The organism is Streptomyces sp. NPDC003379, assembly GCF_053589195.1.
In genome coordinates this window covers 168,047-190,539 of sequence record NZ_JBSFRK010000005.1, presented here as the reverse complement: position 1 = coordinate 190,539, position 22,493 = coordinate 168,047, and the positions used below count along the sequence as shown (strand labels likewise).

The following is a 22,493-nucleotide window of genomic DNA, read 5'->3' as shown; positions in this document are numbered from 1 at the left end:
GTACCGCCGCTATGCCTCCGCTGCTTCGGCGGAGGAGGTTAGCGGCGGAATCTGAGGAGAGGGTGAGAACCGGCTCTCCTCTTCCTGACCCCCCTCCTCCGCCCCGGCCAGGGACCGGGCGATATGGAACTGCTGCTCTGCCTCGGCCTGGCGGCCCGCTGCCGCGTACGTGCGTCCGAGTCGGCGGCGGACCTCCATCTCCAGATGCCTGCTGGTGTGCTCGGTGAGCGTGGCCAGGGCCTCGCGCTGGAGAGTGATGGCCAACGGCAGGTCGCCGTGTCCGTGTTCCGCGGCGCCGAGCAGCGACAGGCTCGTCGCGCGCAGTTGCAGGTCGCCGACCTCCCGGGCCAGCTCCGCCGCGCGCCTCGCCAGGTCTTTGACCTCGGTGTGCCGGCCGAGTGCCAGGTGGGCCTCGGCGGTGAAGCACAGGGTCTTGCTGATCATTCGGGGGCGGCCGATCTTCTCGGCGAAGGTGAGGGAGGTGGCGTAGTACGTGAGTGCCTCCTCGTGCCGTCCCTGCTGGTCGTGGAGGGCGCCGAGGTTGCAGCTCGACATCCCGGCCAGCCAGTCGTCGTCGAGCCGGGCCGCCAGCCCCATGACCTCGCTCAGATGGGCGACCGCCTCCGGGAAGCGGCCCAGCGCGCGCTCAGCGGCGCCAAGACCGGCGGTGGCCCGCGCCTGTTCACGCAGGTCGCCCTGGTGGCGGGCGAGACGCAGCGCGTCGGCGCACCAGGCGTGGGCCTGCTGGAAGCGCCCCTGGTAGATGTCCGCGATGGCCGAGCAGTTGCGCAGGGAGGAGGGCATCCGCCGGTCGTCGGCCAGGTCGGCGCTGGGCAGCGCGAGCTCCAGGGCGGCGCGGCACTCGTGGTAGCGGCCCTGGCGGACCAGCGGGTCGACCAGTGCCTCGGCGATCCAGCAGGCGTGGTCGTGCTGCCCGGTGGCCGCCGCGAAGGCGACCACGTCGAGCAGTTGGCCGCCCGCGGCGTCCAGCCACGCGTCGGCCTCCCGCCAGTTCGAGAAGGGGGAGTCGGAGATGTCGGGGCCGGTCGGGAAGCCCTCGGGGCCCCAGTCGCTGGCGATGCGCCCGGCCGCTGTGTAGAGGTGCAGCACGGCGGCGCGGTCCGCGGCGGCCTCCTCGGGCACGGCGGCGGCGAGGCGGCGCGTGTGGTCGCGTACGAGATCATGCAGCCGGTAGCGGCTTGCCCGTGGCTGCTGGAGCAGGCTCGCGTCGACCAGGCGCTCCAGGAGGTCCTCGGTGTCCTGGAGCGAGCGGCCCAGCATGACGGCGGGGGCGAGCCCGTCGAACTCGGCGGTCGGGGCCTGCCCCAACGCCCGGAACGCGCGCTGTAGTTCGGGGGTGAGCAGGTCGTAGGACATCCGGAAGGCGGCCTCCACGCTGCGGTCCTCCGCCCGCAGCTCGCCCAGGCGGCGCTCGTCGTCCGACATCCGGCCGACCAGGTGGGCCAGTGTCCAGGACGGGCGGTTCTGCAGCCGGGCCCCGGTGATCCGCAGCGCCAGCGGGAGACCGCCGCAGCGGCGGGCGAGTTCCCGCGCGGCCTCCGGTTCCTGTTCGGCGCGGGTTGCGCCGAGGAGGCGCGTGAGCAGCGTCACCGCCTCGCCCGTGTCCAGCGGCTCCACGGTGAGCCGCCGGTCGGCGTCGAGGCCGGGCAGACGCTGGCGGCCGGCCACAAGGACGCGGCTTCCCGGGCCCGCGGGCAGCAAGGGGCGTACCTGTTCCGCGCTGCGGGCGTCGTCCACGACCAGCAGCAGCCGCAGGGAGCTGGTGGCCGCGCGCCAGGCGGTGACCAACTCGTCCAGCTCGTCCGGCACTTCGTCGTCGGCGCCGTTGACGGCACGGAGCAGCCGGTGCAGTGCGCGCTGCGGACGCGGGCTCTCGTGGGGGGCGCCGTGCGTGTGCAGGTCCACAAACAGGCAGCCGTCCGGGTACTGGTCATGCAGCGTCCAGGCGGCGCGGACCATCAGCGCGGTCTTGCCGACGCCCGCCGTGCCGTCGATGGCGGCCACGGAGACGGAGCCTTGGGGCGCCGGTGCGGTGAGCAGGGCGAGTTCCGGTTCGCGGCCTACGAGCCAGGGGGTGTCGCCGGGGAGTTCGTTGCGGTGGGGGCGTGACGATCGTGGCGGCGAGGACGAGGGCGCGGGTGGGGGTGGAGGTGGTGCCTGTGCGGCGACGGGGCCCGTGGCGTGGCGCAGCGGCGTCCGGCCGAGCAGCATCAGGTCGTCCCGGCGCAGTACGCCCTGGTGCACCCGGCGCAGCTCCTCGCCGGGCTCCACGCCCAGCTCGCCGCGGAGCCGGTCCCGGGTCTCCTGGTAGGCGGCGAGCGCTTCGGCCTGCCGACCGCTGCCGTACAGCGCGCGCATCCGCAGGGCGGCGAGCGGTTCGTCGTGCGGCTGTGCCGTGGGCGCGGCCAGGAGTTCGTCCAGAGCCTCCGCGTACCGGCCCAGGAGCACCAGGCACTCCGCCCGCTCCTGGTGGAGGGTGCGCCGCTGCCGGGCGAGGCGCTGCCGCTCCGCGTCGGCGAACGGGCCGGGCAGACCGGACAGCGGCTCCCCGCGGAACAGGTCCAGTGCCCGCGTACAGCTGTCGAGGGCGGTGCCGAGGTCGCCCGCGGCCTTCGCGCGGCGTGCCGCGGCGGCCTGTCCGGCCAACTCGCCTATGTCCGTGCGGGCTTGTCCCGGTACGAAGCGGTAGCCGCCTCGCTCACCGCGGATCACGGATGCGGCGGGCCCGGTGCCGGGTACGTCCAGTGCCTTGCGCAGGGGGTAGACGTAGCTGGGCAGGACGCGGCGGCCCGTGCCCGGGGGCTCCAGTCCCCATACGTCGTCCAGCAGTCGCTGATGGGTGACGAGTGTCTCCGTACGCAGGATCAGTGCGGCCAGCACGGCCTGACGTCGTACGGGCCCCAGGTCGAGCGGCACCTCCCCGCGATGGGCGCCGACCGGGCCGAGCAGGGCGAGGCGCAGGCGGTCCGCCGCGGCGTCCGTGTCCCCCATACCCTCCGTGCCCTCCGTGCCCTTCGTGTCCTTCGCACCTGTCGTCCCGCCTGAGCCGGTCGTGTCCGCTGTGCTCGTCTCCACGCCAAAGTCCCCCGTGCTCCCCGTAGTCACCCGCGGTTCCCCGCTTCCCAGCGGCGTCCGCGTCCTCTGCTTCAGCAGGATTTCATCGGCATTGCAGTGTCTCGCGAGAGGGTACGGCGCGTTGTGTCCGCTCCCGAGGGCGTGAACCGTAGGAAAGCGAGCTGTTCCGTGAGTGAGAACCCGCAGGCGGATCCCCGGCAGGGCTTCGGCGGCCCCGGCCAGGCGCCGCCCCCGATGCCCGGCCAGGCGCCGCCGCCCGTCCCGCCGCAGGCGCCGGGCGGGCCTTCGGCCTGGTCGCAGCCGGTTCCGGCGGGCGGCCCCGGCAACTCCGCCCCGCGCGGCGGCCGTTCGCGCATATGGCTGATCGGCGGCGCCGCGGCACTCGCCGTGGCCGTGGTCGTCGGCGTGGTCATCGCCACGTCGGGGGACGACGACAAGGGCGGCACCGCGTCGGGCAAGCCCTCCGGCGCACCGGGAGACGCCGCCAAGCCGAAGGCGCCGTCGTCGGGCAAGGCGTTCACCAAGGTGCCCAAGGGGTGCGAGCTGATCAAGGCGTCCACCATCGAGAAGATCGCGCCCGGAGGTGAATGCACACCCGGCCTGATGGACGACAAGGACCTGGCCACGATGATCACCAGGATGCCGAGGTGGGAGCCCGCCGACTACGGTCGCTATCAGAGCCTGAGCGTGAGCCTCACGGTCGCCGCGAGTGCCAAGGGCCAGTACGACCTCAAGAAGAGAACCGCTCTCAGTGACCTCAATGGTTTGCGCAAGGCGGAGGGCTCCCGGCCGGTCAGCGGGCTCGGCGAGGAGGCTCTCGTCGTCAGCACCGTCGACGCCAGGGACGGGACGCTGGCACAGTCCGAGGTGGTCGTCCGTGAGGGCAACGCCTCGCTCAGCGTGGACTTCACCTACAGCCGGAGTACGTCCGACACCACGCAGAAGCAGGCCGAGGACGCCGCCATCACCGCCGCCCGTGACGTGCTCGCCTCGCTGAGCTGACCGCCGCGGCGACGACGTGCACACACATCCCTACGAAGGCAGCGACCCCACGGTCGTACGGCCCGTGCAGCCCGTGCACCCCACAGTGCCGCAGCCGCCGGGCCGGGGCGGCCCCCGGCAGCAGAGCCCGCAGAGCCCCGCCCGTATCGGCCCCTACGAGGTCTTCCAGCTCCTCGGCGAGGGCGGCATGGGCAGGGTGTTCCTGGCCAGGTCGCCGGGTTCGCGGCTGGTCGCCCTGAAGGTCATCCGGCCCGAGTACGCCGAGGCGCCGAACTTCCGCGGGCGCTTCCGGCGCGAGGCCGAATCCGCCCGCCGCGTGAGCGGCTTCTTCACCCCGCCGGTGCTCGACGCGGACGCGGAGGCCCCACAGCCCTGGCTGGCCACGGCCTACGTCCCCGCGCCGTCGCTGCACGATGTCGTACGCGGCTTCGGTGTGCTGCCCGAGGCCGGGCTGCGGGCCCTGGGCACCGGCCTCGCGGAGGCGCTGCTCGCCATCCATGACGCCGGCATCGTCCACCGCGACCTCAAGCCCGGCAACGTACTCATCGCCGAGGACGGGCCCCGCGTCATCGACTTCGGCATCAGCAGCGCGGTGGACGCCACCCAGGTGACCCGGACGGGTGCCGTGATGGGGACGCCCGGGTTCATGGCGCCCGAGCAGATCATGTCGAGCCGCGAGGCGGGACCGGCGGCCGACATCTTCTCCCTGGGCTGCGTCCTGGTCTTCGCGGCGACCGGGCGGGGCCCCTTCGGCACCGGAGGGACGGCCGAGATCCTCTACCGGGCCGTCCACGAGCCGCCCGAACTGGATGGCGTACCCGCGGCCTTGAGCCCGCTGATCAGTGCCTGCCTGGAGAAGGACCCCGTCCGCAGGCCGCCCTCCGCGTCGGTGCTGGGCGCGCTGGGGGCCGCCGATCCTGGCGCGCTGCTCATCGATGGCGTGCGGGAGGACCTGGCGCGGCGGGAGGCGCACGCCGCCGTTCTGGTGGCCGCGCCGCCCGTGCCCCTGACGTCCCTCGCACCGCCCGTCGACCCGTTCGCCGCCGACGGCCCAAGGGGGCCGAGCCGCCGCAGGTTCCTGTGGATCGCCGCGGCGGGCACCACGGTCGCGGCGGGCGGAGGGGCCGCGGCGCTGGCCGGGTGGCGGTCGAAGCCCGGCACGACCCCGGCCCGGAGCGGCGGCAACGGCAGCGGCAGCGCGGGCACCACCGGCCGACCCGAGCCCAAGGTTCCGGCCGGGCCGAAGCCGCGGTGGTCGGTCCCGCTGAAGAAGCTGGCGAGCGCACAACTACAGCTCTTGGGCGACACGTTGGTGCACTGGGAGCAGAGACGCGCGACCGCCTACGACAGCACCACCGGGAAGAAACGCTGGACGGGCTCGCTGCGCCTGCCCTCCGACGTCTCCACCGACCCGAAATGGCTGGGCGTGCGCGGATCGACGCTGTTCGCCTCGGCGTGGAGCGGCGAGCGCGGTTATCTGTCCGGTGTCGACGCCACAGGCAGACAGAAGTTCACCCACGCGCTCACCGAGCAGGGCGCCGACGCCCAGTCCGCCGACTTCGTCGACAGCGTCCTGTCCGTCGCCGGTCCGGTCGCGGTCGTCGGCACCAGTGGTCACAAGGGTTACGGGGCGCTCGCGGTCGATCTCCGCTCGGGCGAGGTGCTGTGGTCGCGCACGGTCAAGGGCAGCGACTTCCAGGCGTACGCCGACGGGAACCTCTGCTTCCTCCAGGACAACGGCACGCTCCGTGGCCTGGGCCTGCGCTCGGGCGCCGAACGGTGGAAGGTCCCTGACGTCATCAAGCCCGGCGCCTATCCGCACCTTTCCACCGACGGCAAGACGCTCCTCGTCACCAGTACGAAGGCGCAGGCCTTCCGCGTCACCGACGGCAAGAAGCTGTGGACCGCCGTCAACGAGACGACCACCATCAGCGCGGCGAGGGTCCGCGGCAAGCGGGCCTATCTCCACGACGGTCCGGGCACCGTGTTCGCCCTGGACATGCGCAGCGGCGAGCAGGTGTGGCACACCGCGAGCCCGGTGCACCTGACGACCACCGGCGGCGCGGACAGCCAGGGGCCGACCGTCTCCGCGTCCGTGGTGGCCATCGCCTCGTTCGCCACCGGTGACGTCCCGGGGTTCATCGTCCTGCGCGCCTCCGACGGCAAGCCGCTCTGGGCGCACCAGCCGTCCGGCAAGAACGGGGGCAAGAGCGAATGGCTGCTCCAGATCTCCGGCAGCACGCTCTTCGCCGCGTCCGAGACCACCCTTTACGCCTTCCGGAGCGACACCTCATGACCACACCGCCCATGCCGCCGTCCGCGCCGCCCCCGCAAGCCGCCTCCCCCGCCGCCTCCCCCGCCTCGTACATCGGCCCCTACCGGGTGATCCGGGAGCTCGGCGCGGGCGGCATGGGCCGCGTCCACCTCGCCGCGTCGCGCAGTGGCCGTGCGGTGGCCGTCAAGGTCGTACGTCCCGAACTGGCCGCCGACCCCGACTTCCGCCGCCGCTTCAAGGCCGAGGTCGACGCAGCCCGCGCGGTCTCCGGCGCCTTCACCGCGCCGGTCGTGGACGCCGACCCCGAGGGGCCGCAGCCGTGGCTGGCCACCGCGTACATCCCCGGCCCTTCCCTCACGGACGCCCTGGAAGCCCACGGGCCGATGCCCGAGCCCACCTTGCGCGTACTCGGCGGCGGCCTGGCCGAGGCGCTGGCCGCGATCCACCGCGCCGGGCTCATCCACCGCGACCTCAAACCGTCCAACATCCTGCTCACCCTGGACGGCCCCCGGGTCATCGACTTCGGCATCAGCAGGGCCGTCGACGGAACCGTGCTCACCGCCGAGGGCCAGGTCGCGGGGTCGCCCGGCTACATGTCGCCCGAGCAGTCGCGGGGCCTCGAACTGACGCCCGCGTCCGACGTGTTCGCCTTCGGCGCCGTACTCGCCTTCGCCGCCACCGGCATTCCGCCCTTCGGCACCGGCGCGGTCCACGCCCTGCTCTACCGGGCCGCCTACGAAGAGCCACAGCTGACCGGCGTCCCCCACGGCCTGCTCGGCATCGTCGCCGCGTGCCTCGACAAGGACCCCGCCCGCCGCCCCACCGTCGAGCAACTCCAGGCCTGGCTGCGCCCGGAGACCACCGCCGGCTGGCTCGGCGCGGTCGAGCTCCAGGTGACCGAGGACCAGCGCACACTTCAGGACGCGGTACGCGCCCCGCTGCTCAGCCGCCGCCGGCTGCTGACCGGCGGCGTCGCGCTCGCCGTGACCGCGGCGGCCGGCGGCACCACGTGGTTCCTGCGCTCACGGGGCGAGGACGGCGAGAACGGCAAGGGCACAGCCGCCACCCCCGTACTCGACTGGACCAAGGAACTTCCACAGCCCGGCATGTCCCTGCGCGCGGTGACCCGGTCCACGCTGCTGTGCACCCAGCAGGCCTCCGGCGCCTGCTTCGACCGGGCCACCGGCAAGCTCCTGTGGAAGGACCTGGGCGGCCAGAACACCGACGCCCTCCCCGACGACAAGCGCGTCTACACCGTACGTACCGACGGCAAGGTGCACGCGTTCGACGGCCGGTCCGGCAAGGAGCTGTGGGACGCGTCCCCGGCCGGGGGCAGCGCGCCCAAACTGGACCTCTCGGACGGCAAGTTGGTCATGATCACAAGCGGTGGACGCTTCCAGGCGCTGGAGGCGTCGAGCGGCGAGGTGCGGTGGACCTCGCGCGACGTGAAGGACGTGAGCATGGTCCTCGGCGTCACTCCGGCGGGCGCGCCGCTCGCCTGGGGCGGCGCGTCGAAGACGAAACCGGGCGCGATGCTCAGGGGCTACTCCGCCCTGGACCGGGACACGGGCAAGCGCGTATGGGCGAAGGACCTCGTCACGCTCTACCCACCGGACAAGGGCAAGGTGCTCTACGGCATCGACGCCGACATGAAGCTGCTCGCCCTCGACCCCGACAACGGCGAGACGCTCTGGAGCGAAGCCACCGAACTCCCGCCCACGAACAGCGAGATCCTCGGCTACGCAGGGTGCATGAGCCTGCTCGACGGCACCCTGTTCTGCTACCCGGGCACCGGCTTCAGCGGCTCGACCCGCGGCTTGCTCGCCGCCTTCGACCCGGAGTCGGGCAAGACCCTGTGGACGGTGCAGACCGCCGCGCGCGGCAACCGCGGCTACGCCCGCGCCGGCGCGACCGTCTGCTACCTCGACAAGAAGGTCCTGTACGGGATCGACGCCAAGACCGGCACGAAACGCTGGACGGCGGGGACGGCCCTGGGCGACCTCGACCTCCTGGGCGCCCTGCGCGGACTCTTCCTCGCCGCGGGCGAGAAGGGCCTGTACGCCTTCCACGCCGACACCGGCGAACAGGTGTGGCACCACCGGGCCACGGGCGGCTCCGGCTCCTGGTCGGCGCAGGCCATCGGCGACCACCTGTACGCCACCTGGTCCGGCAAGCTCTTCCGCTTCTCGGTACCGAAGGCGTAGAGGCGCCTCAGCCGGTGCCCCGCAGGCCTCCTGCGGCCCCGCCTGAACAACGCCACCGTAGTCCGGGAAGGGATGCTGACGGATGGAGCATGGGGTGCCCGCTGAACGCAGGCGTACTGCCAAGCCTCCGCTGCCTGGCGCCGCTCTGTGCCTGGGGGGACGTCAAGCTGGGTGTGAGCGTGTATGACGGCAAGGCCCTGGGGCGGCGTCAAGGTGCGGGACGTGCAGGACAACGCTCCCCGCCTCGCCGAGAAGCTCGCCCAGGGATCCATGAAGATCGCCATCGGGCGCATGAAGAAGAACGCGGGCGACTCGATGGACGACAACCCGGCCGGCTGGCTGATCGAGTACGTGTAACAGCCCCGGCCCGTCCCGGCACCTCGGCCCGGCACCCCGCCGGACCGGGGCGTCGGCTGCCTCACCCTGGTGGGTGGGCCCGGATAAGCGCCCCTCACTCCACGAACAACCCCCGCGCCGCCGCCCCCGCGTCGAACTCCTCCAGGCGCGCCTGCGCGTCCGGAAGGCCGTCGCACATGGCCTCCAGGAGGACCCGGCCCAGCAGCATCGGGGCACACGCCGTGTCGAAGGCCAGGCCCGTGCCCACGGCTGCCGGGAGCAGGAGGTGGGAGTACGTCGCCACCGGGGCGAACGGGGAGTCCGCCACCGTGATCACCGTGAGGCCCGCCTCCCTGGCGTGGGCCAGCGCGTCGACGACCTCGCGGGGGTGGCGCGGGAGCGCGAAGCAGAGGAGGGCCGTCGCGCCCGCGCGGACCGCCGCGTCGATGCGGTCCGTCAGCATCGTGCCGCCCTCGTCGAGGAGGCGTACGTCGGGGTGGACCTTGGCGGCGAAGTAGGAGAAGCCGTACGCCTGGGAGGCGGCGGCGCGCAGGCCGAGGACGGGGAGGGGGCGGGAGGCGGCGAGGAGCCGGCCCGCCCGCTCCACCGGGCTCGGGTCCGCGAGGGCCTCCGCCAGGTGCCGGAGGTTCTCGATCTCCGCCTCGACCGCCTGCTGGTACTCGTTGAGGTCGTCCCCGCCGGCCGCCTCGGCGGGCGCCACGTCCCGGAGGTGTCTGCGGAGGGCGGGGTAGCCGTCGAAGCCCAGCGCCACCGCGAAGCGGGTGACCGAGGGCTGGCTCACCCCGGCCAGCTCCGCCAGTTCGACGCTGGAGAGGAAGGGGACGTCCGCCGCCCGCCGCACCATGCAGTGCGCGATGCGGCGCTGCGTGGGCGTGAGCCGGTGCCCCTCGAAGAGCACTTGCAGTCGCGCGGCAGGGCTGTCCGTCATGCCGTCGTCCCCCTCAGGATGTCTGTACCCACGGTCGTACTCATGGTCCTATCCCCGGTCGTATCCCCGGTCGTTCCGGCGCCGGGTTCCGCCCAGAGGCGGGTGAACGGGTCGAGCAGCCCGGCCGCCACGGTCACATCATCCGTCAGCGGCCGGTCGCTCAGCTCCGGACACCGCGTCGATGCCGGAAGGGGGCGTGACCGTTCTCGTCTGCTGCCCAGCTGGGGCCGCATCCCCGGCCAGCACGTCGTCCCGCTCGTCGCCGACGAGTGGGCTGCGCGGCACGGAATCACCGAGCGGAGCTAGCGACAGGGTGCTGTACCGGGCCCCGGCCGGGCGCGATGCCGTGCGGCCGGGGGCTGGGCCCCGGGTGGAAAGGGGGGTTACCCCCACCGCCTCCGGGGCCCAGGCGCCGTAACGTAGCCCGTATGGAAGCCCGTGACGCCGAACTCAAGAAGGAACTCGACGCCACTCTGCACGCCCGCAGAGAGCTCGGCGAAGAGTACGACTCCGCCTTGGTCGACTCGTTCCTCGGCAAGATCGAGCAACGCCTCGACGGTACGGTCGACCGCCGTATGCGCCGCCACCTGGCCGAACAGCAGATGGTCGTCGCCCGCGGCGCCCGCCCGTCCGGCGGCAGCGCCCTGGACTCGTGGAGCGAGCGGTTCGGTTTCGGCGTGATCTCGCTGATCCTCGCGGTCCCGCTCTCCGCGATCGGCGTGGCCAACGCGGGCCTGACCGGGCTCTTCGTGACCTGGGCGGGCATCTTCGGCGTGAACGCGGTGCACGCGGTCCGCGGCGCGGGCTTCGGGCAGCGGCGCAAGGGCCGCACTTCGGAGTGGGACGACGAGTAATCCACTGCTGTCCTGGGCTTACGCCTGACGCGTGGGCAGCACGATCAGCTGACGCAGGTTGACGTGCCGGGGGCGGCTGGCCGCGTAGGCGATGAGGTCCGCGACGTCGTCGGAGGCGAGCGACCCGATGGCGCCGAACATGCCGTCCAGCTGACCGCTCAACTCCTCGTTGTCGATGTGCCCGCGCAGCTCCGTCTCCGTCAGTCCGGGCTCCACGTTGGTGACGCGGACGTCGCGCGGGCCGAACTCCGTACGCAGCGACTCGGAGAGGTAGGTCAGCGCCGCCTTCGTCGCCCCGTACACCGCGTAGTGCGGGAAGGCGAGATGCGCGGCGACCGACGAGATGTTGACCAGGTCCGCCGTGCCGCCCTCCTCGGCCACCGCGATCAGGTCCGGCGTGAAGGCGCGGATGATCCGCAGCGCGCCCGCCACGTTCGTGTCCAGCATGCGCTGCCACTCGTCGGCGCGGCCCTCGGCGACCGGGTTCGGGAACATCACGCCCGCCGCGTTCACCACCAGGTCCACCCGCCCGAAGGCCGCCCGGACCCGCTCGGCGGCGGCGTCCACCGACGCCTGGTCCGTGACGTCGGCGGCGACGGCGAGCGCCGTGCCGCCGTCCGCCTCGATCTTCCCGGCCAGCTCCGCCAGGCGCTCCGCGCGCCGGGCGAGCAGCACGACCCGCGCGCCCTGCCCGGCGAGCAGCCGGGCCGTCGCCTCGCCGATGCCGCTGGCGGCTCCGGTGACGATGGCGGTACGGCCCTCAAGTGTCGTGTACGTCATGGGGGTTCTCCCTGTTGGTCCCGGCCGCCGGGCTTGTTCCCTGGCGGCGCCGGTGCCAACTCTGCGGGGCGCACGTCCCGCCACCCAGGGATGCGCTTTTCCTAGGTCTGCCAGTACCAGGCTCGATCCGTCCCCGCCGCCTAGGATCGAACACATGGACGGCGACCTCGGAGACTTCCTGCGCTCACGGCGCGCCCGCATACAACCCGCCGACGTGGGCCTCGCCTCGCACGGCCGCCGCCGCGTGCCCGGCCTGCGCCGCGAGGAGGTCGCGCAGTTGGCGGGCGTCAGCGTCGACTACTACATCCGGCTCGAACAGGGCCGCGGCCCCTCGGTCTCCGACGCCGTGCTCGACGCCATCGCGCGCGTGCTGCGCCTGGACGAGACCGAGCACGCCTATCTGCGCACGGTGGCCCGCCCGCGGCCGCGCCCCCGCAAGGACAAGTCCGCCGCGCAGAAGGTCCGCCCCGGTCTGCGGCTGCTGCTCGACACCATCGACCGGGCGCCCGCGTTCATCGTCGGCCGCCGCATGGACGTCCTCGCCTGGAACGCCCTCGGCGACGCCCTCAACGGCTGGTCCCGGCTGTCGCCCGCCGAACGCAACGTCCCCCGCCAGGTCTTCCTGCACGCCCCGGCACGCGCCTGCTACCCGGAGTGGGAGGCGGTCGCGGCGGAGACCGTCGCGTATCTGCGCCTGGACGCAGCGCGCTGCCCCGCGGACACGCGACTCAGCGCCCTGGTGGGCGAGCTGTCCGTCAAGAGCGAGGCCTTCCGCCGCCTGTGGGCGGACCACCAGGTCAAGGAGAAGACCCACGGCGTGAAGCGGATCATCCACCCGCTCGTCGGCGAACTGGCCCTGCCGTACGAGACACTGACACTGCCCGGCGACCCCGAGCAGATGCTGATCGTCTACATGGCGGAACCGGCAAGCGAGGCAGCGGACCGCCTCGCGCTGCTGGGCAGTTGGGCGCTGAGCGCCCCGTAAGCAGTCGCGGGGACCGCCGCACACCCCCGGTCACCCGGGGGGCGGGACGACGGCGGTCCCCGCGAGGGACGTAGGCCAGGTCAAAGCCGGGTCACGTCCAGGCGTCCATGGAGGTCCGGGAGCCGCTCCGGAGTTCCTGACGCCGACAACCACCAATGTGCCGGAGCAGTGTTAAGCGGGTGCTGCGCGGACATGACACGCTCGTACCACTTCCGCGAAGTCCACCCCACGGCTCCGACGGTCACTGCCCCTGCTGCTCCGCGAGGAACGCGAGCAGGTCCTGCCGGCTCACGACACCCGTCGGCTTGCCCTCGACGAGGACGATCGCCGCGTCGGCGCGGCCGAGCACCGACATCAGGTCGGCCACCGGCTCACCGGAGCCGACCTGCGGCAGCGGGTCCGACATGTGCTTCTCCAGCGGGTCGCCGAGCGAGGCGCGCTGGGTGAACAGGGCGTCGAGCAGCTCGCGTTCGACGACGGAGCCGATGACCTCCGCGGCCATCACGTCGGGGTGACCGGCGCCCGGCTTCACGATCGGCATCTGCGAGACGCCGTACTCGCGCAGCACGTCGATGGCCTCGCCCACCGTCTCCTCGGGGTGCATGTGCACCAGCGACGGCAGCGCGCCGCCCTCCTTGCGGCCCAGCACGTCGCCGACGCGCGGCTGGTCGCCGGGCTCCTCCAGGAAGCCGTAGTCGTTCATCCACTCGTCGCTGAAGATCTTGCTCATGTAGCCGCGCCCGGAGTCGGGCAGGAGGACGACGACGACATCGTCCGGGCCCAGCCGCTCCGCGACCCGCAGCGCCGCGACGACCGCCATGCCGCAGGAGCCGCCCACGAGCAGCCCCTCCTCCTTGGCGAGGCGCCGCGTCATCTGGAAGGAGTCCTTGTCGGACACCGCGATGATCTCGTCGGTGACGTCACGGTCGTACGCCGTCGGCCAGAAGTCCTCGCCGACGCCCTCGACGAGGTAGGGCCGCCCGGACCCGCCGGAGTACACGGACCCCTCGGGGTCGGCGCCGACGACCCTGACCTTCCCCTCCGAGATCTCCTTCAGATAGCCGCCGGTCCCGGAGATGGTGCCGCCGGTCCCGATGCCCGTGACGAAGTGGGTGATCTTCCCCTCCGTCTGCTCCCACAGCTCGGGGCCGGTGGAGTGGTAGTGGGAGAGCGGGTTGTTCGGGTTGCTGTACTGGTCGGGCTTCCACGCGCCGGGCGTCTCGCGTACGAGCCGGTCGGAGACGTTGTAGTACGAATCCGGGTGCTCGGGGTCGACGGCGGTCGGGCAGACGACCACATCGGCGCCGTACGCGCGCAGCACATTGATCTTGTCGAGGGACACCTTGTCCGGGCAGACGAAGATGCACTTGTAGCCCTTCTGCTGGGCCACGATGGCGAGCCCGACCCCGGTGTTGCCGGACGTCGGCTCGACGATCGTCCCGCCGGGCTTCAGCTCCCCGCTCTGCTCGGCAGCCTCGATCATGCGCAGCGCGATGCGGTCCTTCACGGATCCGCCGGGGTTGAAGTACTCGACCTTGGCCAGGACGGTCGCCTGGATGCCCGCGGTCACGTTGTTGAGCCTTACCAGCGGGGTATTGCCGACGAGGCTGATCATCGAGTCGTGGAATTGCACCGTTGTCTCCGGGCTGCGATGTAGTGCGACGAATTATGAATGGGTGCCGTCAGCCTAAGGGTGTCCAGGGTGTCCAAGGGGCCCCTCATCCGTTCACCTCCGCTTGCGATTGGCCGACCGTGCTTACGGGGCAATGAGTGGATGTACCGCGATTCGGCAACGAGGAGGTGGCTGCGGGGCATGTCGAGGGCGAGGGTGGCACGGCGGATCGCCGCGGGCGCGGCGTACGGCGGCGGAGGCATCGGGCTGATCGGGGCCGCGACGGTCGGCGTGGTGCTCGCCGAGGTGCAGTTGGCGAAGCGGTCCGTGGGCGGGTCCCACGCGGATCCACCGCGGGCCGACGGCCGCTACGGCAGGGCGTACGTCGAGAACTCCGGCCGTCCCGACTGCTCCGAACCGGTGCGGTTCGCGATGCTCGGCGACTCCACGGCCGCGGGACAGGGCGTGCACCGGGCCGGGCAGACCCCGGGGGCGCTGCTCGCCTCCGGGCTCGCGGCGGTCGCGGAGCGGCCCGTGGACCTGCGGAACGTGGCGCTGCCGGGCGCCCAGTCGGACGACCTGGACCGGCAGGTGACGCTGATCCTCTCGGACCCGTCCTGGGTGCCTGACGTCTGCGTCGTCATGATCGGCGCGAACGACGTGACGCACCGGATGCCGCCGACGCGGTCGGTGCGGCACCTCTCGGCGGCGGTGCGGAGGCTGCGTACCGCCGGGGCGGAGGTCGTCGTCGGCACGTGCCCCGACCTCGGCACCGTCGAGAACGTCTACCAGCCCCTGCGGTGGCTGGCCCGCCGGGTCTCGCGGCAGCTGGCCGCGGCGCAGACGATCGGCGCGGTCGAACAGGGCGGGCGGACGGTGTCGCTCGGCGACCTGCTCGGCCCCGAGTTCCTGGCGAACCCGCGGGAGCTGTTCGGTCCCGACAACTACCACCCCTCGGCGGAGGGGTACGCGACCGCGGCCATGGCGGTCCTTCCCACGCTGTGCGCGGCGCTCGGCCTGTGGCCCGAGGAGGAGCGGCCCGACATCTCGCGGCGCGAGGGCTTCCTGCCGGTGGCGCGGGCGGCCGCGCAGGCCGCGGCGGAGGGCGGCACGGAGGTCACCGCGGCGATGCCGGCGGGCCCCCGGGGGCCGTGGGCCCTCATCAAACGCCGCCGGCGCCGACGCATCCACGCCCCGGAGCCGTCCCCGCTGCCGCGGTGAGCTCCGCGGCCACGTGCGGCCCGCCGGTGGCTGGCCGCACAGTTCCCCGCACCCCTGACGGAGCGCTCCCGCTAGGGCGCCAGGCGAAACACCCCGTCAGGGGCGCGGGGAACTGCGCGAGCAACCACGACGCACCCGCAGCGAAGAACGACGCGAAGGCCGCTCAAGGGGCGCGGGGAACTGCGCGAGCAACCACGACGCACCCGCACCAGAAAACGCACCCCCCTGCCCGGCGCCCCGCCAGCCTGAGCGTCCGCTTAGAAATGCGTCCCTCATCACAGCCCCTGCCCCCTGACGCCCATCCCTACGTACAGGTAACTTCCCAGGAGTCCGCCCATCCCGCGCCCCGCAGCCTGGGGCGCCCCCGCCAGCAGGAGCGTCCTGATGCCCGAAGCCGTGATCGTCTCTGCCGCCCGTACCCCGATCGGCCGCGCCTTCAAGGGCTCGCTCAAGGATCTGCGCCCGGACGACCTGACCGCCACGATCATCGGGGCCGCCCTCGCCAAGGTCCCCGAGCTGGACCCGAAGGACATCGACGACCTGATGCTCGGCTGCGGGCTGCCGGGCGGCGAGCAGGGGCACAACCTCGGCCGCATCGTGGCCGTACAGATGGGCATGGACCACCTGCCCGGCTGCACCATCACCCGCTACTGTTCCTCGTCCCTCCAGACGAGCCGCATGGCCCTGCACGCCATCAAGGCCGGCGAGGGCGACGTCTTCATCTCGGCGGGCGTCGAGATGGTGTCCCGCAGCGTCAAGGGATCGAGCGACGGCCTGCCCGACACCCACAACCCCCTCTTCGCCGACGCGGAGGCCCGCACCGCGGCCCGCGCCGAGCAGACCGGCACGGACTGGCACGACCCGCGCGAGGACGGCCTGATCCCGGACGCGTATATCGCGATGGGGCAGACCGCGGAGAACCTCGCCCGCGCCAAGGGCGTCACCCGCCAGGACATGGACGAGTTCGGCGTCCGCTCCCAGAACCTCGCCGAGGAAGCCATCAAGAACGGCTTCTGGGAGCGCGAGATCACCCCGGTCACCACCCCCGACGGCACGGTCGTCAGCAAGGACGACGGCCCGCGCGCCGGCGTCACGTACGAGGGCGTCCAGGGCCTCAAGCCCGTCTTCCGCCCCGACGGCCTGGTCACCGCCGGCAACTGCTGCCCGCTGAACGACGGCGCCGCCGCCCTCGTGATCATGAGCGACACCAAGGCCCGCGAGCTCGGTCTGACCCCGCTCGCCCGCATCGTCTCCACCGGCGTCACCGGCCTCTCCCCCGAGATCATGGGCCTGGGCCCGGTCGAGGCGTCCAAGCAGGCCCTGCGGCGTGCCGGGCTGACCATCGACGACATCGACCTGGTCGAGATCAACGAGGCCTTCGCCGCCCAGGTGATCCCGAGCTACCGCGACCTGGACATCCCGCTGGAGAAGCTGAACGTCAACGGCGGCGCCATCGCGGTCGGCCACCCCTTCGGCATGACGGGCGCCCGCATCACCGGCACGCTCATCAACTCCCTCCAGTTCCACGACAAGCAGTTCGGTCTGGAGACGATGTGCGTCGGCGGCGGCCAGGGCATGGCGATGGTCATCGAGCGCCTGAGCTGACGCAGAGTCGGTGGGGATCGACGCTCAGTTCCGGCCTCCTTTCCCTGCACCTTTTCGTGACCCAATCTCCCCCAGGATGTGACCTATCTCCTGGGGGAGATGCATATGCCCAGCTCAGAGCGCATCTGCGGAGATACACAGGGCCCAAAGACCTGTCCTTTTCGTGACGTTATGCACTGACAGGTGGATCGTGCAGGCTTCAAGCTGATGTAGGAAGTCGGGGGTCGACTTGAAACCGGGAGTACGTCAGTGAGCGCCATGCCTCTTGCCTTGCTGCTCTCCACGGCCGCCGCCACGGTCGTGGGCGCCGCCGTCCTGCACGCAGTGCGCGGCCTGCGCAAGCAGCTCGCCGAGATCACAGCAGCCCTGTGCACCGAGCCGGCCGACAGCCGTGCCACCGACCGCCGGTCACACCCCACGGTGCCGGGCGCCCGTGCCGCCGTGGACGCCGACGAGATACGCGCGGCCGTGGCCGAGGCGCTCGCCGAGGAGCGCGAGCGGGAACTGGCCGAGGCCCGCGCCTTCTGGGCCGCCCAGGAGGCTCACGAGGGCTCGGACGCGCCGTCCCTGCTGCACGGCCTGCCGGGCATTCCCGACGGCATCGCCGACGAGCTGTTCCTGCCGCGCCAGGCCGACTTCACCGGTCTTGAGGCGGAGAGCCTTGAGCCGGTGATCGAACCCTTCGCCGACCCGGCCGCCGAGGAGATCGCCGGGGATTCGCCGGAGTTGGCCGCGGCCCGCCGCCGCCACCCCTCGCACCCGGACTTCGTACCGGTGCGGACCCCCGCCCCGGAGGGGTACGGCGACCACGAGCGCACGGTGGCCTGCCTCGAAGAGCTGGCCGTCGCCCGCACCGCCCTCGCCGACGTCCGCCCCGGCCCGCTGGGCACCCTGGACGTGTACGTCTTCACGGACGGCACCACGCTCTGCATGACCCCGGGCCACCGCGAGACCGCGGAGGTCCTCGCCAACGCCCTGCGCGAGGGCCACGCCCCGGTCCTGCTCGGCGGCTCCGGCATCTCGGGCGCGTACGCCCTGACCTTCGAGTGCGGCACCGAGAACGTCTACATCCTCGCCGACCGCGTCATCGCCTCGGTCTCCTAGACCCCGGCCCGCTTCTGCGCCTCCGCCACGAGCCTCAGCGTCCGCGCCAACTCCTCCGGGTCCTTGAGCACAAGGGCCAGATCGCGCCCCGCGACGGTGATCTGGTCGGCGGCGGCGAACATCCCCGCGTCCGGCATCTCGCGCGGCGGGGCGGCCGGCTCCTCGATGGCTTGCGCGCGCGCCGCCAACTCCCTGGCCAGAGCCAGCGCCTCGGTCGCGGCGCCGCGCTGCAGGCGGCTCTGCGGCGCGGCCCGCAGGCGGTCGGCGAAATGGTCCACTGCGGCCGTCAAAGGCGTCGTATCGAGCACCCCGCGACCTTATGTGCCTTTGCGGGACTGTTGCCAACGCCCCCACGCTCGGGCACGGTGTCGTGAAGGACGGAACACATCGCGACGCGTCCGGAGGCGCCGATGTCCCAAGTCTTCTCCGAGGAGACCCACCGCAACCTGCTCGCCCGCATCCCCCACTGCACCGGTCGTGAAGTCGCCGACTGGCTGCGCGCCGTGGACGAAGGCCCCTCTCTCTTCCGCTTCGAGGAGAAGGTGAGCTGGCTCCGCGCCGAACACAACCTCGCGTACGGCCACGCGAAAGCGATCATCCACGAGTACGACATGAGGCGGGCCGCCCGCAAACTCCTGTGACCCCCCAGACCCTCAGACCGACCAGACCCACCAGACCTCCGACCGGCACACCCCCGACCCGACCGACCACCCTCACCCGTACACGACGAAGGGCCCGCGGACCGGAATCGGTCCGCGGGCCCTTCGGCCGTCAGTGGCGGCTCAGCCGCCGGGCGGCCTGCCTCAGTCGTTCCCCTGGAGGATCGCGATGAGGCGCAGGAACTCAAGATAGATCCAGACGAGCGTCATCGTCAGACCGAACGCCGCGAGCCATGCCTCTTCCTTCGGCGCGCCGTACGCGATGCCGTCCTCGACCTGCTTGAAGTCAAGGGCGAGGAAGCAGGCGCCGAGCAGGATGCCGACGATGCCGAAGACGATGCCGAGGCCGCCGCTGCGGAAGCCGAGGCCGTCGCCGCCGCCGATGACCGCGAACAGGAGGTTCACGGCGGTCAGCAGCAGGAAGCCCATCGCCGCGGCCATCACGAAGCCGTAGAAGCGACGGTTGACGCGGATCCAGCCCGCCTTGTACGCCACGAGGACGCCGACGAAGACCGCCATCGTGCCGAGCACGGCCTGCATGGCCGCGCCGTCCGCGATGCGGTTGTCGACGACGCTGGAGACGACCCCGAGGAAGACGCCTTCCAGCGCGGCGTACGTCAGGATCAGCGCGGGCGAGGCCTTGCGCTTGAACGCCTGGACGAGGCCGAGCACCATCGCGACGAGACCGGCGCCGATGGCGATGCCGTACGACTTGCTGATGTTGGCGTCGTCGACCGGCAGCAGGGCCCAGGCGAGCGCCGCCGTGACCAGCAGCGTGCCGAGCGTGGTCGCGGTGCGCATGACGACGTCGTCCATCGTCATGCGGCCCGTGGTGCTTACGGGTGCCTGGGGCGCGCCGTACTGCACGTCCTGCTGGGCGTACGGATTGGTGGCGTAGGGGTTGGCCGTGGGGGCCTGCTGGCCGCCTGCGTACGGACTGCCCTGCGCGTACGGGTTGCCCTGGGTCTGGGTCGCGGCTGCGGGTCCCCCGGCCTGCGGCTGCGCGCCGAAGCCGGCGTGGCCGTTGTCGCGGCTGAACCCCCGTCGCGAGAAGACCGGGTTGCTGCTCCTCATTTCACTCCTCCATGGCCACCGTGCGTGGCTTTGCCTTCAAGAGTAATGCGTAGGCAAAAGGATGGACCTAGTGCTTGGGGAGGATCTTTCCCTCTCCTTGCCCGAGAACGCCCGGGGCGGCCCGTACTGTTCCCGGATCGGAACCGTTCCCCCGCACGAGTGGCACCAGCGAGATGGCGGCGGCGCCGAGGACGGCGGCGACCGCGAAGGTCGTGAAGCCGAGTGAGGCGTTGCCGCCCGCGATCACCGCGCCGCCCAGCCAGGGCCCGACGACCGCGCCGGTGCGCCCGATGCCGGCCACCCAGCCGAGCCCCGTGGCGCGCTCCGCGGGACCGTAGACGGAGGACGTGGCCGCGTACACCATCACCTGCGCGGAGAAGAGCCAGATGCCGGTGACGAAGACGAGGGCGTAGGCGACGCCGAGCGGCAGCTGGGCCTTGAGCAGGAAGGCGCCGCAGGCGGTGAGCAGGAACCAGACCGCGGAGGTCCTGACGGCGCCGAAGCGGTCGGCGGTGCGCCCGGCGATGAACATGCCGACGATGCCGCCCGCGTTGATCACCATCAGGAAGGTGACGGAGGAGGAGAGGGAGTAGCCGGAGGCGCGCATCAGCTCTGGGAGCCAGGTGGAGACCCCGTAGACGAGGAGGAGCCCGGCGAAGGACGCGGTCCACAGGAGCGGGGTGGTCAGGCGCCGCCCGGGTGCGAAGAGCGCGGCGACGGCGGAGAAGCGGCCCCTCGCCCCGGCCTCGGGCGCTTCGGCGAGGGTCGGGGACGGCAGCCGGTAGCGGGCGGCGACGGCCTCGGCCTCGCGCGTGCGGCCCTTGGCGAGCAGCACGCCGGGCGACTCGGGCAGCCACTTGACGACGAGCGGGACGGCGACGAGCGCGGGGATCACGCCGGTCCAGAACACGACGCGCCAGCCGTGGTCGGGCCCGAGCGCGAGCCCGAGGCCCGTGGCCGTCATGCCGCCCGCGTGGTACGAGGTCATCATCAGGCCGGTGGTGAGCGCGGCCCTGCCCGGCGGCGCGAACTCGGCGACGATCGCGAGCCCGATCGGCATGAGCCCGCCGAGCCCGAGCCCGGAGACGAAGCGTCCGGCGCCGAAGAACGCGGCGCTCGGCGCGAGCGCGCACAGCGCGGAGCCCAGCGAGAAGAGGACGACGCTGCCCGTCACCATCGGCTTGCGCCCGGCCCAGTCGGTGAGGGTGCCGCAGCCGAGGGCGCCGATCAGCATGCCGAAGGTGGTCCAGGAGCCGATGGTCCCGGCGGTGGAGGCGCTGAAGCCGAAGCCCTCGTCGTCGATGAGGTGCGGCATGACGGCGCCGTAGATGTTGACGTCCATGCCGTCGAAGAAGACGACGAGCCAGCACAGGGCCAGGACGGGAGCGACGGATCTGAAGGTCCGCTCAGGGGGAGTCGAGTTCACGGTACGTACGTCCTCACTGGTCCTGGTCGCGCTCGTCGGGGTCGCGCGCGTCGAAGGGGAAACCCGTGTAGGCCTCCGCCAGGTCGGTCTCGGCGGAGCGTGTGGTGGCGATCCGGTCGAGTCCGGCGAGCTGGACGCGGTCGTCGAAGGGGGTGGCGTCGGGGGCGCGGTGGAGCAGGGTCGTCATCGCGTACGAGAAGCGCTCGGCCTGCCAGACGCGGCGCAGGCAGTCCTCGGAGTAGGCGTCCAGGCGGCTCGGGTCGCCCTTCTCGCGCAGGAGGAGCAGGGCGCGGGCGAACGTGACGACGTCCCCGACGGCGAGGTTGAGGCCCTTGGCGCCGGTCGGCGGCACGATGTGCGCGGCGTCACCCGCGAGGAAGAGCCGTCCGTGGCGCATGGGCTCGTGGACGTAGCTGCGCATGGGGGTGACGGACTTGGCGGTGACGGTCCCGCGCCGCAGCTTCCATGTGGGGTCATCGGTCTCCAGGCGGCGGTCCAGCTCGTCCCAGATCTCCTCGTCGGTCCAGTCGGCGGCGTCCGTGCCGTCGGGGACCTGGAGGTACGCGCGCGTGACGCTCGGCGACCGCATGGAGAGCAGGGCGAAGCCGCGGTCGTGGCGGGCGTAGACGAGTTCGTCGTGGGAGGGCGGTACGTCGGCGAGGATGCCGAGCCAACCGAAGGGGTACGTGCGTTCGAAAACCCGGGAGAGCGCCTCGGGCACCGCCTTGCGGGCCACGCCCCAGAAGCCGTCGCAGCCCACTACGTAGTCGCACTCCAGGACGTCTTCGCGCCCCTGGTGGCGGAAGCGGACTTGGGGGTTCTCGGTCTCGGCACCCTCCACCGCCAGCGCCTCGGCCTCGAAGAGCAGCGGGCCGCCGTCCGCGAGCTGGAGGGCGATGAGGTCCTTGCAGACCTCGGTCTGGGCGTAGACGGTGACGGACCTGCCGCCGGTGAGCGCGGGGAAGTCGACGCGGTGCCTGCGGCGGTCGAAGCGGAGCTCGATGCCGTCGTGCGGGATGCCCTCACGGTCCAGGCGGGCCCCGGCGCCCGCCTCGCGCAGCACGTCGACGGTGCCCTGCTCCAGGATGCCGGCGCGCTGGCGCCGCTCCACGTAGGCGCGCTCGCGGCTCTCCAGGACGACGGATTCGACGCCGGCGTTGTGCAGGAGGCGGGCGAGGAGCAGCCCCGCCGGTCCGGCCCCGATGATTCCGACGGTGGTGCGCATCGATCGATCCCTCCGCTTTCCGCTTCCGAACGACGCCCACCCCGGGCCGACTTGTTCGCCTGGTGAACTTTCGTTCATAATGTGCT

Annotated in this window: 18 protein-coding genes; 10 read left to right on the top strand and 8 right to left on the bottom strand. The window is 72.3% G+C overall.

Translation table 11 applies throughout. The annotated features are described in order from the left end of the window. Positions 1 to 9: 9 nt before the first annotated feature. Complete coding sequence (locus tag ACWDVB_RS07015) at positions 10 to 3,096, bottom strand: AfsR/SARP family transcriptional regulator (protein WP_451518771.1); 3,087 nt, start codon at positions 3,094 to 3,096, stop codon at positions 10 to 12. Between the two features lie 168 nt (positions 3,097 to 3,264). On the opposite strand from ACWDVB_RS07015, the gene ACWDVB_RS07010 reads away from it, so the two are divergent. The 4 genes from ACWDVB_RS07010 (at position 3,265) to ACWDVB_RS06995 (ending at position 8,934) form a co-directional block, all read left to right on the top strand. Next, positions 3,265 to 4,098 carry a hypothetical protein gene (locus ACWDVB_RS07010; protein WP_451518770.1) on the top strand — a complete coding sequence of 278 codons (834 nt, stop codon included), beginning with the start codon at positions 3,265 to 3,267 and terminating at the stop codon, positions 4,096 to 4,098. A 16-nt stretch (positions 4,099 to 4,114) separates the two neighbouring features. After that, positions 4,115 to 6,394: a protein kinase domain-containing protein gene (locus ACWDVB_RS07005; protein ID WP_451518769.1), complete on the top strand. Its 2,280-nt coding sequence runs from the start codon at positions 4,115 to 4,117 to the stop codon at positions 6,392 to 6,394. Then, complete coding sequence (locus ACWDVB_RS07000) at positions 6,391 to 8,577, top strand: protein kinase domain-containing protein (RefSeq protein WP_451518768.1); 2,187 nt, start codon at positions 6,391 to 6,393, stop codon at positions 8,575 to 8,577. The genes ACWDVB_RS07005 and ACWDVB_RS07000 overlap by 4 nt, the downstream gene beginning before the upstream one ends. A gap of 183 nt (positions 8,578 to 8,760) precedes the next feature. Then, positions 8,761 to 8,934: a hypothetical protein gene (locus tag ACWDVB_RS06995; protein ID WP_451518767.1), complete on the top strand. Its 174-nt coding sequence runs from the start codon at positions 8,761 to 8,763 to the stop codon at positions 8,932 to 8,934. A 94-nt stretch (positions 8,935 to 9,028) separates the two neighbouring features. Here the strand turns inward: ACWDVB_RS06995 and ACWDVB_RS06990 are convergent, their stop codons facing one another. Next, entirely contained in the window at positions 9,029 to 9,862 is an 834-nt protein-coding gene (locus tag ACWDVB_RS06990; RefSeq protein ID WP_451518766.1) for a MurR/RpiR family transcriptional regulator, read from the bottom strand. A gap of 428 nt (positions 9,863 to 10,290) precedes the next feature. Here ACWDVB_RS06990 and ACWDVB_RS06985 point away from each other — a divergent pair, with 428 nt between their 5' ends. Continuing rightward, positions 10,291 to 10,716, top strand: a complete 426-nt coding sequence (locus ACWDVB_RS06985) for a hypothetical protein (protein ID WP_451518765.1) — start codon at positions 10,291 to 10,293, stop codon at positions 10,714 to 10,716. An 18-nt stretch (positions 10,717 to 10,734) separates the two neighbouring features. On the opposite strand, the gene ACWDVB_RS06980 is transcribed toward ACWDVB_RS06985, so the two are convergent. After that, positions 10,735 to 11,496 carry an SDR family oxidoreductase gene (locus ACWDVB_RS06980; protein ID WP_451518764.1) on the bottom strand — a complete coding sequence of 254 codons (762 nt, stop codon included), beginning with the start codon at positions 11,494 to 11,496 and terminating at the stop codon, positions 10,735 to 10,737. Positions 11,497 to 11,650: 154 nt separating this feature from the next. On the opposite strand from ACWDVB_RS06980, the gene ACWDVB_RS06975 reads away from it, so the two are divergent. Next, entirely contained in the window at positions 11,651 to 12,481 is an 831-nt protein-coding gene (locus ACWDVB_RS06975; protein ID WP_451518763.1) for a helix-turn-helix transcriptional regulator, read from the top strand. A 241-nt stretch (positions 12,482 to 12,722) separates the two neighbouring features. Here ACWDVB_RS06975 and ACWDVB_RS06970 read toward each other — a convergent pair whose 3' ends face one another. After that, on the bottom strand, positions 12,723 to 14,114 hold the full coding sequence (locus ACWDVB_RS06970; protein ID WP_451518762.1) for a cystathionine beta-synthase: 1,392 nt from the start codon (positions 14,112 to 14,114) through the stop codon (positions 12,723 to 12,725). Between the two features lie 180 nt (positions 14,115 to 14,294). On the opposite strand from ACWDVB_RS06970, the gene ACWDVB_RS06965 reads away from it, so the two are divergent. The 3 genes from ACWDVB_RS06965 (at position 14,295) to ACWDVB_RS06955 (ending at position 18,023) form a co-directional block, all read left to right on the top strand. Beyond that, positions 14,295 to 15,314, top strand: a complete 1,020-nt coding sequence (locus ACWDVB_RS06965; protein ID WP_451518761.1) for an SGNH/GDSL hydrolase family protein — start codon at positions 14,295 to 14,297, stop codon at positions 15,312 to 15,314. 384 nt (positions 15,315 to 15,698) lie between these two features. Beyond that, on the top strand, positions 15,699 to 16,919 hold the full coding sequence (locus ACWDVB_RS06960; protein WP_451518760.1) for an acetyl-CoA C-acetyltransferase: 1,221 nt from the start codon (positions 15,699 to 15,701) through the stop codon (positions 16,917 to 16,919). 258 nt (positions 16,920 to 17,177) lie between these two features. Next, complete coding sequence (locus ACWDVB_RS06955; RefSeq protein WP_451518795.1) at positions 17,178 to 18,023, top strand: hypothetical protein; 846 nt, start codon at positions 17,178 to 17,180, stop codon at positions 18,021 to 18,023. Here ACWDVB_RS06955 and ACWDVB_RS06950 read toward each other — a convergent pair. After that, positions 18,020 to 18,331: a hypothetical protein gene (locus tag ACWDVB_RS06950; protein WP_451518759.1), complete on the bottom strand. Its 312-nt coding sequence runs from the start codon at positions 18,329 to 18,331 to the stop codon at positions 18,020 to 18,022. The genes ACWDVB_RS06955 and ACWDVB_RS06950 overlap by 4 nt on opposite strands. Before the next feature lie 102 nt (positions 18,332 to 18,433). Here ACWDVB_RS06950 and ACWDVB_RS06945 point away from each other — a divergent pair, with 102 nt between their 5' ends. Then, a complete protein-coding gene (locus ACWDVB_RS06945; protein ID WP_451518758.1) occupies positions 18,434 to 18,664 on the top strand; it encodes a DUF4287 domain-containing protein in 231 nt (76 codons plus the stop codon). Between the two features lie 162 nt (positions 18,665 to 18,826). Here the strand turns inward: ACWDVB_RS06945 and ACWDVB_RS06940 are convergent, their stop codons facing one another. The 3 genes from ACWDVB_RS06940 to ACWDVB_RS06930 form a co-directional block, all read right to left on the bottom strand. After that, complete coding sequence (locus ACWDVB_RS06940; RefSeq protein WP_451518757.1) at positions 18,827 to 19,756, bottom strand: Bax inhibitor-1/YccA family protein; 930 nt, start codon at positions 19,754 to 19,756, stop codon at positions 18,827 to 18,829. Positions 19,757 to 19,823: 67 nt separating this feature from the next. Continuing rightward, positions 19,824 to 21,182, bottom strand: a complete 1,359-nt coding sequence (locus ACWDVB_RS06935; RefSeq protein WP_451518756.1) for an MFS transporter — start codon at positions 21,180 to 21,182, stop codon at positions 19,824 to 19,826. A 13-nt stretch (positions 21,183 to 21,195) separates the two neighbouring features. Next, on the bottom strand, positions 21,196 to 22,407 hold the full coding sequence (locus tag ACWDVB_RS06930; RefSeq protein WP_451518755.1) for a 4-hydroxybenzoate 3-monooxygenase: 1,212 nt from the start codon (positions 22,405 to 22,407) through the stop codon (positions 21,196 to 21,198). Positions 22,408 to 22,493: the final 86 nt, after the last annotated feature.